We start from the raw sequence: 13,191 nt of genomic DNA, 5'->3' as shown, positions 1-13,191 counted from the left end.
GGCGCGCCGGGCGTCGGGACCCGGTCACTCCGGGACGACGCCGGTGCGCGCGAGGCGGCTGTACCAGCGCCCGCTGTCCTTGACGGCGCGTTCCAGGGTGTCGAAGTCGACACGCACGATGCCGAACCGCTTGGCGTACCCGTAGCCCCATTCGAAGTTGTCGAGGAGCGACCACACGAAGTAGCCGCGCAGGTCGACGCCGCGCTCGATCGCTCGATGGGCCGCCGTGAAGTGACGGCGGAGGTAGTCGAGCCGCTCGGGGTCGGGCACCGACCCGTCCTCGGTCACGACGTCGTCGAAGGCTGCGCCGTTCTCGGTCACCATGAGCGGCTGCCCCGGGAACTGCTCCGACAGCGACACGAGCAGCTCTTCGAGTCCCTCCGGCGCGATGTTCCAGCCCATCGCGGTGTACGGGCCGGGCTGTTCGACGAACTCGACGACCTGGTCGCTGCCCGGCCACGCCGTGCCTCCCGCGGCGCCCTTGTGGCCGTCGTTCATCTGCTTGGGCGACACGCCGTCCCACAGCCGCACGGTCGCGGTCGAGTAGTAGTTGACCCCGAGCACGTCGATCGGCTGGTGGATCGTGGCGAGGTCGCCGTCCTGCACGAACGACCAGTCGGTGACGGATGCCGTGTCCTCGAGCAGATCGGCCGGGTACTCGCCCCGCAGCATCGGGTGCGTGAACGCGCGGTTCGCGAGGCCGTCGATGCGGCGCATCGCCTCGTCCGCCCCGTCGCCGACCCCGCGCAGCACGTGGAAGTTGAGCGTGACGGAGTACTGCGGGTCGCCGGTCGACGTGGCACGCAGCGCCTGCAGCGCCCGGCCGTGCGCGAGGTTCAGGTGGTGCACCGCGGCGAGCGCCGCTGCGGGCTCGTGGCGGCCCGGCGCGTGCCCGCCCTGGCCGTAGCCGAGGTACGCCGAGCACCACGGCTCGTTGAGCGTCGTCCACGTGTGCACGCGATCGCCGAGCGCGGCGCCCATGATCTCGGCGTAGCGCTCGAACGCGTCGGCGGTCGCGCGCGACGGCCAGCCGCCGGCATCCTCGAGCGCCTGCGGAAGATCCCAGTGGTACAGCGTCGCGACGGGACGGATGCCGCGCTCGAGCAGCCCGTCCACGAGACGCGAGTAGAAGTCGATGCCGGCCTGGTTCGCCGCACCGGTGCCCGTCGGCTGGATGCGGGGCCACGCGATCGAGAAGCGGTAGGCCCCGAGCCCGAGCTCCTTCATGAGATCGAGGTCGCTCTCCCAGCGGTGGTAGTGGTCGCACGCGACGTCGCCGGTGTCGCCGTTCCACACCTTGCCCGGGGTCTTCGAGAACGTGTCCCAGATCGAGGGACCGCGGCCGTCCTCGTCGAACGCGCCCTCCACCTGGTACGAGGCCGTCGCCGACCCGAACGTGAACCCGGTCGGGAACTCGAGACCGGAGTCGCGGTAGTCGGAGCTCCCCTGCGTCTGGATCGAAGTCACGCTCTTCACTTTGTCACCTCCGAGAGGTCGACCGCGAACGTCTGGGAGCGCCCGTCGGGGTTCGTGACGGTGACGGATGCCTCGCCCTCGCCGCCCGGGAACACCCGCAGCCGCAGACCCTCCAGGTAGTCGTAGTCGGGCCGGTCGGTGCGCGCTCCCCATGGGATGACGGCACCGGGACGCACGTACAGCGGCAGCGAATCGAAGCCGTGGTTCTCGCGCCGCCACGCGCCGCCCTGCACCTCCTCGCCGGTCAGCAGGTTCGTCCAGGTTCCCGCGGGGAGGTAGAACTCGACGTCGCCCGACTCGGTGAACACCGGAGCGACCAGGACGTCGCGGCCGAGCATGTACTGCCGGTCGAGGTACGCCACAGCAGGGTCGTCGGGGAACTCGAGCTGCATCGGCCGGAGCGTCGGCAGTCCGGTGGCCGCGGCATCCACCCCCGTCTGGAACAGGTACGGCATGAGCTGCATCTTCAGGTGGGTGAAGACGCGCGTGACCTCGACCGCCTCCTCGTCGAACGCCCACGGCACCCGGTACGAGCCCGAGCCGTGGAAGCGCGAGTGCGAGCCGAGCAGACCGAAGGCCGTCCAGCGCTTGAAGACCGCGGCATCCGGCGTCCCCTCGAAGCCGCCGATGTCGTGGCTCCAGTGCGCGAAGCCCGACAGCGCGAGCGACAGGCCGCCGCGCAGCGTCTCGGCCATCGACTCGAACGTCGACGTCGAGTCGCCGCCCCAGTGCACCGGCATGGTCTGCCCGCCGGCGGTCGCGGAGCGCGCGAAGAGCACTGCGTCGCCTTCGCCGCGGGCCTCGACCAGCACGTCGTAGACGGCCTGGTTGTACAGCTGCGTGTAGAGGTTGTGCATGCGCTCGGGGTCCGAGCCGTCGAAGTAGGCGACGTCGAGCGGGATCCGCTCGCCGAAGTCGGTCTTGAAGCAGTCGACGCCTTGGGCCACGAGGGCTCGCAGCTTGCCCTGGTACCACGCCGTCGCGTCGGGGTTCGTGAAGTCCACGAGGCCCATGCCGGCCTGCCACAGGTCCCACTGCCACACCGATCCGTCGGGGCGCTTCACGAGGAAGCCCTGCGACGCAGCCTCATCGAACAGCGGCGAGCGCTGCCCGATGTACGGGTTGATCCACACGCACACCCGCAGATCCTTCTCGTGCAGGCGCGCGAGCATGCCGTCGGGATCGGGGAAGACGCGCGGGTCCCACTCGAAGTCGCACCAGTTGAACTCGCGCATCCAGAAGCAGTCGAAGTGGAACACCGACACCGGCAGCTCGTGCCGGGCCATCTCGTCGATGAACGACGTGACCGTCGCCTCGTCGTAGTCGGTCGTGAAGGAGGTCGACAGCCACAGCCCGTACGACCACGCCGGGACGACCGGCGGCCGTCCGGTGAGCGCCGTGTAGCGCGTCAGCACGTCCTTGGGCGTCGGCCCCGCGATCACGAAGTACTCGAGCTCCTCGCCGGAGACCGAGAACTGCACGCGCTCGACGGCCTCCGATCCGATCTCGAACGAAACGTGGCCCGGATCGTTGACGAGCACACCGTACCCGCGGTTCGAGAGATAGAACGGCACGTTCTTGTATGCCTGCTCGCTCGACGTGCCGCCGTCGGCGTTCCAGATCTCGACCGTCTGCCCGTTCTTGACGAGGGGCCCGAACCGCTCTCCGAGGCCGTAGACGAGCTCGCCCACTCCGAGGTCGAGCTGCTCGTGGACATACGTCGCCGAGCGCGGCGCGCCGAGCCCTCCGCGGGCGTTGCCGGCGACGCCGTGCGCGGCATCCGTCGCCTCGGCCAGCTGGATGTAGCCCTGCGCCTTGCTCCCGCTCCCCGTGAGCCGCACACCGTCTGCTTCGAACGACAGCGACCACGGCGCGCCCGGCGCGACGCGGGCGGTGAGAGCACCGGTGGTGAGCGCCCCGCCGTCGGCGGCGAGCGATGCCTCGCCCGCTCCGCCGGCGACGGCGCCCGGCAGCGGGAACCCGCCGTGCCAGGCTCGACCACGGTGGTGCGAGATGTGCACGCGCACGACCCCCTCGAGGGGCGACGAGAGCGTGACCGTGAGCACGGGGCGGTTGAGCGTGTCACCGCGCTTGGCGATCACGCTCGTCGGTGCCGTGACCACGAGCCCGGGACCGTCGGCCGTGGCGTCCGTGGTCTCGATGTCGTACGCCTCCTGCGCGTACAGCGCCGTGACGCCCGGTCGGAGCTGCCAGAACCCGTCGGTGAACTTCATTTACTTGACCGCTCCTGCCGTGATGCCGCGTGTGAGTGTGCGCTGGAAGATGAGGAAGAACAGCAGCGTCGGGATGAGGCCCAACAGGGCCGACGCGCTCGTGGTGGTGACGTCCATGAGGCGATCGCCCTGCAGCACGCTGATGGCGACCGGCACCGTCTGCGTCGAGTTCGACACCAGGAACGTCAGCGGGATGAGGAACTCGTTCCACGTCCAGATGAAGAAGAAGATGAGCAGCACCGACAGCGTCGGGCGGCTGATCGGGAAGATGACGCGCCACAGGATCTGCCAGCGCGACGCCCCGTCCATGGCCGCCGCCTCGAGCACCTCCTTGGGGAACGTGCCGTAGACCGCCGACAGCAGGTACGTGCCGAACGCCGCCTGGATGACGGTGAAGATGATGATGACCGACCACACGTTGTTGTAGAGCCCCACCGCCTTCGCCATGAAGTAGAGCGGGTACAGCAGCGCCTCCTGCGGCAGCAGGTTCGCCAGCAGGAAGAGCAGCACGATCCACGTGCGCCCCTTCACCCGCCCGATGCCGATCGCGAACGCGTTGAGCACCGAGATGAGCACGGCGAGCACCGCGGTCATGCCGGCGATGAAGAACGAGTTCCACACCTTCTCGGGGAAGTTGACGCGGTTCCAGAATGCGACGAGACCGTCGGTGTAGAACGACGTCGGAAGGCTCAGAGGGCCGCTGTTGGAGTAGTCCGCCGGCGATTTGAACGAGTTGACGACGATCAGGTAGAACGGCGCGACGATGAGGATCGCCGCGACGATCGCGAAGGCGAGCACGAGCCAGTCCACGCCACCGGGGCGCTTCCTCGTGTTCTTGCGCGGCGCGCGCGCGGGCGCGGGAGCCGTTTCGGAGATGACGGCGGGGGCGACCATCACAGACCTGCCCTTTCCTTGCGCTCCGAGGCGTTCTGCGCCCGGATGAAGAAGACGGCGACGATCGCGATCACCACGGTCAGGGCTGTCGCGATCGTGGCGCCGTAGCCCACCTGCTGGGCCTGGAAGAACTCGCTGTACGCGTAGTAGGCGGGCACGATCGTCGACGTGCCGGGTCCGCCGCGCGTCAGGACGTAGACGGGTCCGAAGACCTTGAGCGCCGCGATCGTGCACGTGAGGGTCACGACGTACACCTCCGGGCGGATGCTCGGCACCGTGATCGCGCGGAACCGCTGCCACCAGTCCGCGCCGTCGAGCTCGGCGGCTTCGTAGAGCTCCGGGTCGACGCGCTGCAGGGCCGCCATGAAGATCACGACGGGGTAGCCGATCTGGATCCACACCAGCACCACCATGATGCTGATCAGCGCGGTGTCGGGACTGCCGAGCCAGTTGTGCGTGAGGCCGCCGAGGCCGATGTTCGTCAGCATCTCGTTCAGCGCGCCGTCCTCCGGGCGCAGGATCCAGCCGATCACGATGCCCGCGATCGCCGCGGGGAGGATCTGCGGCAGGTAGTACGAGGCGCGCAGGAAGCTCGCCGTGCGACCGCCGAACTTGGTGCCGATGATGTCGAACAGGAACGCCGCCAGCAGCAGCCCGATGAGGGTCGGCACGATGACCATCGCCACGATCATCCAGACCGAGTTGACGAACGACGTCCAGAACTTCTCGTCCTGGAACAGCGCGTTCCAGTTCTCGAGGCCGATCCATTCCGGCGGGCGGATGCCGCGGTACTCGGTGAACGTCAGGTACACGTTCCACACGAGCGGGATGACCACGACCGCCGTCAGCAGCACGAGGCCCGGGATCAGATAGAGCCAGTAGCCGCCCGAACCGCCACGCCCGCGCTGCGGGATGAGCGGCTCCTCGGGAGGGAGCTTGGCCCGGCGCGCCCGCGCGGGGCGCACGAAGGGTACTGCGGTCATGACCGGTTCCTCACATGGGGTGGTTCGGTGGGGGATGCCGCGCGCCCGCGGCATCCCCCGTCACACGTCCGTCAGCGGATGCTCGAGACGTACGACTCGTACTCGTCGCCGAGCGAGGTCTGCACGTCGGCCGGCTGCTTCGTTCCGTTCACGAGCTCCTGGAGCTCGGCGACCAGCGCGTCGTAGAACGTCGGCGTGGGCCAGTCCGGGTAGAACGACAGGCCGTCCTGCTCGGTGATCGCGTTGAACGCCCCGATGAGCTCCTGGCTCTTGGGATCGGAGATGTCGGCGGGATCGGCGGCGACGGGCACCCCGCCGTTGTTGCCGATGATCGCCTGGATCTCGGGGCGCATCGTGATGTCGATGAACTCGTACGCGAGCTCCTTGTTCTGCGCGTTCTCGGGGACCACCCACAGGTTGCCCGAGGAACCGAGGCTCAGCTCCGATCCGGGGAACGGGAAGATCCCCCACTCGAAGTCGGTGATCTCGGTGTTGAAGCGTCCGTACCACCAGCTGCCCGAGACGAACATCGGGTAGTCGCCGGCGATGAACGCCGTGCCGGCGTCCTCGGCCTTCATGCCCGACACGTCCGGCGAGAGGTAGCCCGCGTCGACGTACTCCTTGAGCGTCTCGGTCGCGTAGGTGACCTCGTCGCCCTGCCAGTCGACCGGGTTCTCGTACAGCTGGTAGTCGTTCACGAACTGCCGGTCGGCCTGCGTCAGCGCCAGCTGGTACCAGAGCTGCCCGAGCGGGTACTCGGCGCCCGCCTCGGCGAGCGGCGTGATGCCCTGCGCGGCGAACGCGTCGAGCACGCCGACGAACTCGTCGTACGTCGTGGGCACCTCGAGACCGGCGGCCGCGAACATGTCCTTGTTGTAGTAGACGGTGACGAACTCGCCGTAGTTCGGGATGCCGTACCACGAGCCCGAGCCCATGATGCCGTCCTCGTCGTAGCGCGCGGTCGTCTGCAGCGACGGGGCGAGCAGGTCGTCCCAGCCGTACTCCTCGACGGCGTCGTCGAGGCTCGACAGAAGGCCCTGGCTCGCGAGCAGACCTGCGGTCGCGTTGCCCTTGTTGTACTCGAGCAGGTCGGGCGCCTCGTCGGAGTTGAGCACCTGGCTGGCCGTCGAGCGGATCTGCTCGAAGCCCTTGGCCTCGAACTCGACTGTCGCGCCGGTCTCCTCCTCGAAGATCTTGATCGCCTCGTCCCAGGCCTTGCCCATCGCGCTGTCCTCGCCCTCGTAGTGCCAGAGCGTCAGCGTGTTCGCGTCCTCGGCCGAGTCGCCGGACCCGCCCGAGCAGGCCGCGAGCGCGAGGGCCGCGGCCGACAGCGTGCCGACGACCGCGAGAGTCTTTCTGGGGGTGATGCGTGCCATCGTCGGCACTCCTTTCTCGGTCCCCGTGACGGGGAAGGGTGGGATCGATATGAAATTGTCGAAGCGCTTCGATAACGGGTATGCGGAAGCGACTTCGTCGGGAGGGTTCAGTGGGCGGATCGGGGCGGTGGTGCGACCGAGCCGCGATCGACGTACGTGGGCGAGATGAGGTGCAGCCCCGGCTCGGGGCGCTCCGGGGTCAGACTGCGCACTGCGAGCGACACGGCGAGATCGCACGACGGCTCGGGATCGAGCGGGATGACGTCGATCGGGTGCGCGAGGCGGGACGTGTCGAACGACGCCGCGACCGAGATGACCGACACGTCGTGGGGGATCGACCGCCCCCGCTCGTCCAGCTCGGCCAGCACCACGGCATGGACGTCGTCGGCCGCATGCACCAGGAGCGCGGTCGCTCCCCCGTCGAGGAGCTCGGCGACCGCGGCGCGCGTCGTCTCGGCGCTGGTCACTCGGTCGCCCGACACGCGGAAGTCATGCGCGACGCGGCGCTCGTCGGCGCGACGCTCGAACGCCCGGCGGACGCGCGGCGGGAAGTTCGACTTCTCGTACGCGACCTGGGACTGGCCGATGAGCCCGATCGAACGGTGTCCGGCCTCGACGGCACGGTCGACCGCGCGCGCGGCGGCCGCGTCGAAGTCGAGGTCGACGCACACGAGCCCTTCGTGGTCATCGGGCACGCCGATGAACACCGTCGGCGTGTCGATCGATCGCGCCAGTGCGACGCGCTCGTCGTCGGGAGCCACGTCGAGCACGAGGATCGCGTCGACGAGGCCGCTCGCCGCGACGCGCGCCATGCCGGCCGAGGCGTCCTCCTCGGTGAGGAGGAGGATGTCGTACTCGCTGCGGCGCGCCGCGACGGTGGTCGCGAGCACGAACGACATGTGCGTCGGAGCGTGGCTGTCGCGCCGGAGCGGCTCGGTGAGGGCGAAGATGTGGGTACGGCTTCCTGCGAGCATGCGGGCACCGGCGTTGGGGCTGTAGCCGAGCTCGCGGACGGCGCGCTCGATGCGCTCGCGCGTCGCCGCCGAGATCGGGCGCTTGCCGCTGAGGGCGTACGACACGGTACTGATCGAGACGCCGGCGGCCTTGGCCACCTCGTTGATCTTCACCACGTCGACTCCGTCGCTCGCGGCGGCAGTCGTTGCCGCCTGTCCTGGCGGACTCCCCCGACGGGAGGAGTCGAAGCGCTTCGCGAAGCGCTTCGACGAAGATGATAAGCAGATGCGGACGAGCGGCGCAAGCGGTTCGTGGTTTTTCCCAACAAATCCGGCGCCGCTCGCCCGCCCTCTCTCACACGGAGCGCTGATACGCCCGGATCGACCGCAGCGCCCACGCGAATGCGAGCGCGGCGAGCGCCACGAGCCCCGCCAGCTGCCACCAGCCCGCCGCGGGGTAGTCCCCCGAGAGACCGCCCCGACCGAGTTCGACCGCCCACGTCATGGGGTTCCAGCGCGCGACGTCCTGCACCCACTGCGGCATGAGGTCGGCGGGCATCATGGTCGTCGAGAGGAACGTCGCCGGCAGCACGATGAGCTGCGACAGGCTGATGAGCGCGATCTGGCTGCGGGCGATGAGAGCCACCGCCGTCGAGGCGCAGCAGAAGATCGTCGCCAGCACCGTCGCGACGCCGAGCGCTGCCAGCACTCCTCCCACTCCGCCCGGATAGCGGGCGCCGGCCAGCCACCCGATGCCGAGCACCACGAGCGACTGCGCGAGATTCAGCACGAGCTGCTGCACGAGCTGGCCCGTGATGATCGCAGACCGCGAGACCGGCGACGTCAGGTACTGGTCCATGACGCCCGAGTTCATGTCGTCGATGAAGCCGGTTCCCGCCCATGCCCCGGAGTAGAGCACGGTCATCATGAGGATCCCGGGGACGAGGTAGTCGATGTAGCCGGCGCCGCCGAACTGCGGCAGCATGCCCAGCGAGGCGAAGACCTGGCCGAAGAGCACGATCCAGATCACCGGCTGGATGAGCGACATCGCGGGTCCCCACACCTGGCGGATCGACCCGATGAGCCATCGTCGCAGCACCTGCCCGGTCTGGGTGAACCATCCCGCGGGCGACGGGGCGGGTGTCGTGGAAAGCGCGAGCGCCGTCATGCTGCTGCTCCTGTCATCGGGGCGTCCGCGGGTGCGTCGCCGAAGGTGTGACCGACGAAGTGCAGGTACACGTCGTCGAGGGTGGGGTGGGATGCCGCGACCTGTCCGTAGCGGACGCCCGCGGCATCCAGCGCGCCGATGACGGCGCCGACGGCCGCCGACGCGTCGTCGGTGCGCGCGGCGAGCACCCCATCGACGCCCGACGCCTCGATCACGACGTCGCGGAGTCCGGCGACGCGTGCGACGGCCGCCCGCACCACGACGGGATCGGGTTCGATGAGGCTCACGCGGATAGAGTCGCCGTGCAGCCGCGCCTTGAGATCGTCGGGCGTTCCCTGCACGACCGCGCGTCCGCGGTTGACGAGCAGGAGCTCGTCGGCGAGGCGGTCGGCCTCCTCCATGTAGTGCGTCGTGAGGACCACGGTCAGCGCCTCCTCGCCCGACAGGCGCCGGATCTCGGCCCACATCGCCGCACGGGCCTCGGGGTCGAGGCCGGTCGTCGGCTCGTCGAGGAACAGCACGCGGGGCCGGTGCACGAGCGCTGCGGCGACATCGAGCCGTCGGCGCATGCCGCCCGAGAATGCGCCCACCGGGCGGTGGGCCGCGTCGGTCAGACCGAACTCGGCGAGCAGCCGCACCGCTCTCGCCCGCGCGTCGAGGCGGTTGGCGCCGCGGATGCGGCCCGCGATCTCGAGGTTCTCACTCGCCGTGAGGAGCGGATCGGTGCTCGCGCCCTGCGACACGTAGCCGATGGCGGTGCGCACCGACGAGGCATCACGGGCGACGTCGAAGCCCGCGACGCTCGCCGTGCCGCTGGTGGGGCGCGAGAGGGTCGTGAGGATCTTCGTGGTGGTCGACTTCCCGGCGCCGTTGGGACCGAGGAGACCGAACACGCGCCCGGCGGGGACGCGGAACCCGAGCCCGTCGAGGGCGTGCACGGCCGGCCGCTTGCCGCGGCCCGGGTAGACCTTGACGAGGTCGCGGGCGACGATCGCGTAGCCGTCGGCCAGGGGGTTTTCAGGCATGGCGAAGCATCCCTTCCTTCAATGGGTCGTTGTCAGTCGGTTCGAGCCGGAGGCTCAGCGCGCCCGCTTGTCGGGGCCGAAGAGCATGCGCGCGAGGACGAACATCCAGAGCGCGAACGCGGCAGCGAAGGCCACCGGTGCCCACCACCATCCGACGGTGAAGACGAGCGCCGCGATCGCGGCGAACGCCAGGATCCAGATCGCGACCGTGTAGATGCCGAAGCGCGCGGCGGCCTCGGGCTCCCGCTCGAACCGGTTGGGCGGCTCGTGCGCGTGCGCGTGCCGCGTCCAGGCCTTGTGGCGGTTCGTCTGGGTGGAGCCCAGGAACGCGAAGAGCAGGATCGACGCGATCACGCCGAGCGCGACGAAGACGATTCCCCACACCGGCATGGATCCGGCCCATACGAGACCGCCGATGCCCAGGCCGAACGCGGCGAGGAACGTCGCGAGGGCGTAGCCGCCCGCGCGCTGCTGGGGCATGGGATGGTTCGTCGTCGTCTCCTGCGAGAGCGAGTCACCCACGAGCAGGCCGAGCGCCGTCGACGCGAAGCCGAGGAAGGCGATCTGCCCGCCGAGGACGATCGGCGGGACGCCCACCGCGCTGAGGACGCAGAGCGTGATGCCGAGCACGGCGACCCCGGCCCAGACCACGGTGCGGACGACGAAGCCCGGCTTGGGCCGCACGCGGTAGCGCTCGTACAGAGCGGCGAAGTCGTCTCGGCGCGCAGCGCCCCGGACCGACGAGGAGGGGGCCGCCGAGGCATCCGTCGTCTCGTCCGACAGGAGGTCGCGCACGTCGCCCAGCTCGGCGACGGCCTCGATCGCGGCGTCGGTCGGCGGCAGGCCGGACGCCTCGAGCTCGGCGGCGCGCGCCATGAGGTTGGCGCGCACCTCCTCCTTCAGGTCCTGCGCGTCGGGCGTCATCTGGACGCCCAGGAACGCCTCGTCGAGGAGGCGGTGGATGTGGGTGTTCTCGGTCATTGGTCCTGTGTGCCCTTCAGGTCTGTGCTCTTGACCGCCAAGAGGGAGTCGATGATGCGCCGCGTCGCGACCCAGGCCGCGACGTTGCCGCGGAAGACGGCGCGGCCGGCGTCGGTGATGCGGTAGTACTTGCGCCGGCCGCCCTGCGTCTCGTCACCCCAGTAGGACTCGACGAGCCCGTCCTTCTCGAGGCGGCGGTAGGTCGCGTAGAGCGTGGCCTCCTTGATCTCGTGCTCGCCGCCGGTCGCGTCGCGGATGGCCTTGTAGATCTCGAACCCATAGGCGTCGCCGCGACGCAGCAGCCCGAGCACGATCGTGTCGGTGTGGCCGCGCAGCAGATCGGCTGCGAACGCGTCGTCCTGTGTCATGGCAAGTACTGTATCACATCAAGTACTACACGGCGCAAGCATCTATACCGCATCGACTGCCCGCGCGTACACTCTCGGCATGACGTTCGACGTCGCCGCAGAGTCGTACGACCGATTCATGGGCCGCTTCTCGCAGCCGCTCGCCGAGCGGTTCGTCGAGTGGGCCGCCCCGCCCGAGGGCGGACGCGCTCTCGACGTCGGCTGCGGGACGGGCGCGATGACCGCCGTCCTCGCCCGCCGCTACGGCGAGACGGAGGTCGCCGGCGTCGACCCGTCGGCGTCGTTCGTCGCGGCGACGAGCGCACGCTTCCCGTGGGCTGACATCCGTCACGGCACCGCCGAGGCCCTCCCCTTCGACGACGACCTGTTCACGGCCGCGCTCGCCGAGCTCGTCGTACATTTCATGACGGATGCCGCGGCCGGAGCCCGCGAGATGGTGCGGGTCACGCGTCCCGCCGGCGTGGTCGCCGCGTGCGTGTGGGACTTCGCCGGGCACCGGGCCCCGCAGAGCACGTTCTTCGACGCCCTGACCTCGACCGTCGACGGCATCGACGACGAGACCCATCGGGTCGGCGCCCGCCGCGGCGATCTCGCGCAGCTGCTGCGCGACGCCGGGTGCCTCGACGTCAGCGAGACTGAGCTCAGCGTCACCGTGGCACACGCCGGGTTCGACGAATGGTGGGAGCCGTACACCCTCGGCGTCGCCCCCGCGGGCCGCCAGCTCGCCGCGCTCTCTCCCGACGACCGCGAGCGCGTGCGGGCGCGGTGCGCCGAGCTGCTGCCGGCCGGGCCGTTCGACGTGACCGCAACCGCCTGGGCGGCCCGCGGCGTCGCGCCGTAGACGACGTCAGCTCGCGGCGAGGCGCTGCTTCTCGGCCTCGACATCGAACGTCGCGGCCGGCCACTGCGGGTCGATGTCTTCGAGGGCCTCCAGCAGCAGGTGCTGCACAGCCAGACGCGCGTACCACTTGCGGTCGGCCGGCACCACGAACCACGGCGCGTGCTCGGTCGACGTGCGCTCGAACACGGTCTGGTACGCGGCCATGTACCGCGGCCACAGCTCCCGCTCGTCGACGTCGCCCGGGTTGTACTTCCAGTGCTTGTCGGGGCGCTCGAGCCGCTCCATGAGCCGCTCCTTCTGCTCCTCGGGCGAGATGTGCAGCATCACCTTCACGATCCGGGTTCCGGCATCCGTCACGCGCTTCTCGAACTCGTTGATCGCACCATAGCGGCGCTCGATCTCGTCGGCCGGCGCGAGCTCCCGCACGCGGCCGATCAGCACGTCCTCGTAGTGGGAGCGGTCGAAGACCCCGATGATCCCGGGCTCGGGAAGCCGGCGCTCGACGCGCCACAGGAAGTCGTGCTCGAGCTCTTCCGGCGTGGGCTTCTTGAACGCCGCCAGGTCGATGCCCTGCGGATCGACCGACCCGACGACGTGGCGGATGATGCCGCCCTTGCCGGCCGAGTCCATCGCCTGCAGCACCAGCAGGACGGACGCGTGCGTGGCATCGACCCGGCTGCGGGCGTAGAGGCGCTCCTGGTACTCGTCGAGCTGGAGCGCACCGGCGGCGAGGTCGTCGGCGGCGTGCACCTTGTCTCTCTCGTACCCGGGCGTCGCGCGCGGGTCGACGTCGGCGAGCGCGAACCCCTCCGCGACGCGCAGCAGGTCGCGCACGTCTCCGGTCCAATGCTTCTGGCTCTTGGCGATCATGGAGCCATCATGGCGGACGCCC

The 13,191-nt window shown here is 69.8% G+C and carries 12 protein-coding genes; 1 reads left to right on the top strand and 11 read right to left on the bottom strand.

The annotated features are described in order from the left end of the window. Nucleotides 1-24: 24 nt before the first annotated feature. From AC3ANN_RS03210 to AC3ANN_RS03165, 10 genes are all read right to left on the bottom strand, one after another. Nucleotides 25-1,467 carry a GH1 family beta-glucosidase gene (locus tag AC3ANN_RS03210; RefSeq protein WP_488339570.1) on the bottom strand — a complete coding sequence of 481 codons (1,443 nt, stop codon included), beginning with the start codon at nt 1,465-1,467 and terminating at the stop codon, nt 25-27. Nucleotides 1,468-1,472: 5 nt separating this feature from the next. Continuing rightward, the gene (yicI, locus tag AC3ANN_RS03205) at nt 1,473-3,710 is read right to left on the bottom strand and encodes an alpha-xylosidase (protein ID WP_488339569.1); all 2,238 of its coding nucleotides are present in this window, start codon (nt 3,708-3,710) and stop codon (nt 1,473-1,475) included. Continuing rightward, nucleotides 3,711-4,604, bottom strand: coding sequence for a carbohydrate ABC transporter permease (locus AC3ANN_RS03200; RefSeq protein ID WP_488340900.1), 894 nt, complete (start codon nt 4,602-4,604; stop codon nt 3,711-3,713). Then, nucleotides 4,604-5,587, bottom strand: coding sequence for a carbohydrate ABC transporter permease (locus tag AC3ANN_RS03195; protein WP_488339568.1), 984 nt, complete (start codon nt 5,585-5,587; stop codon nt 4,604-4,606). The genes AC3ANN_RS03200 and AC3ANN_RS03195 overlap by 1 nt, the downstream gene beginning before the upstream one ends. A 71-nt stretch (nt 5,588-5,658) precedes the next feature. Continuing rightward, entirely contained in the window at nt 5,659-6,963 is a 1,305-nt protein-coding gene (locus AC3ANN_RS03190) for an ABC transporter substrate-binding protein (protein WP_488339567.1), read from the bottom strand. A 107-nt stretch (nt 6,964-7,070) separates the two neighbouring features. Next, nucleotides 7,071-8,093, bottom strand: coding sequence for a LacI family DNA-binding transcriptional regulator (locus AC3ANN_RS03185; RefSeq protein ID WP_488339566.1), 1,023 nt, complete (start codon nt 8,091-8,093; stop codon nt 7,071-7,073). Between the two features lie 178 nt (nt 8,094-8,271). Then, nucleotides 8,272-9,084, bottom strand: coding sequence for an ABC transporter permease (locus tag AC3ANN_RS03180; RefSeq protein WP_488339565.1), 813 nt, complete (start codon nt 9,082-9,084; stop codon nt 8,272-8,274). Continuing rightward, nucleotides 9,081-10,109, bottom strand: coding sequence for an ABC transporter ATP-binding protein (locus AC3ANN_RS03175; RefSeq protein WP_488339564.1), 1,029 nt, complete (start codon nt 10,107-10,109; stop codon nt 9,081-9,083). Before AC3ANN_RS03175 ends, AC3ANN_RS03180 begins: the two co-directional genes overlap by 4 nt. 54 nt (nt 10,110-10,163) lie before the next feature. Then, nucleotides 10,164-11,090, bottom strand: a complete 927-nt coding sequence (locus tag AC3ANN_RS03170) for a permease prefix domain 1-containing protein (RefSeq protein ID WP_488339563.1) — start codon at nt 11,088-11,090, stop codon at nt 10,164-10,166. After that, nucleotides 11,087-11,458 (bottom strand): PadR family transcriptional regulator, encoded by a 372-nt coding sequence (locus AC3ANN_RS03165; RefSeq protein ID WP_488339562.1) that lies wholly within the window; start codon nt 11,456-11,458, stop codon nt 11,087-11,089. The genes AC3ANN_RS03170 and AC3ANN_RS03165 overlap by 4 nt, the downstream gene beginning before the upstream one ends. 79 nt (nt 11,459-11,537) lie before the next feature. On the opposite strand from AC3ANN_RS03165, the gene AC3ANN_RS03160 reads away from it, so the two are divergent. Further along, nucleotides 11,538-12,299: a class I SAM-dependent methyltransferase gene (locus AC3ANN_RS03160; RefSeq protein WP_488339561.1), complete on the top strand. Its 762-nt coding sequence runs from the start codon at nt 11,538-11,540 to the stop codon at nt 12,297-12,299. A gap of 6 nt (nt 12,300-12,305) precedes the next feature. Here the strand turns inward: AC3ANN_RS03160 and AC3ANN_RS03155 are convergent, their stop codons facing one another. Beyond that, nucleotides 12,306-13,169, bottom strand: coding sequence for a PPK2 family polyphosphate kinase (locus AC3ANN_RS03155; protein ID WP_488339560.1), 864 nt, complete (start codon nt 13,167-13,169; stop codon nt 12,306-12,308). Between the last annotated feature and the right edge of the window lie 22 nt (nt 13,170-13,191).

Source organism: Microbacterium sp. STRO-2N (genome assembly GCF_057747775.1).
Note: the sequence above shows the minus strand (reverse complement) of the source record. Positions and strands in the feature narration are given on the sequence as shown.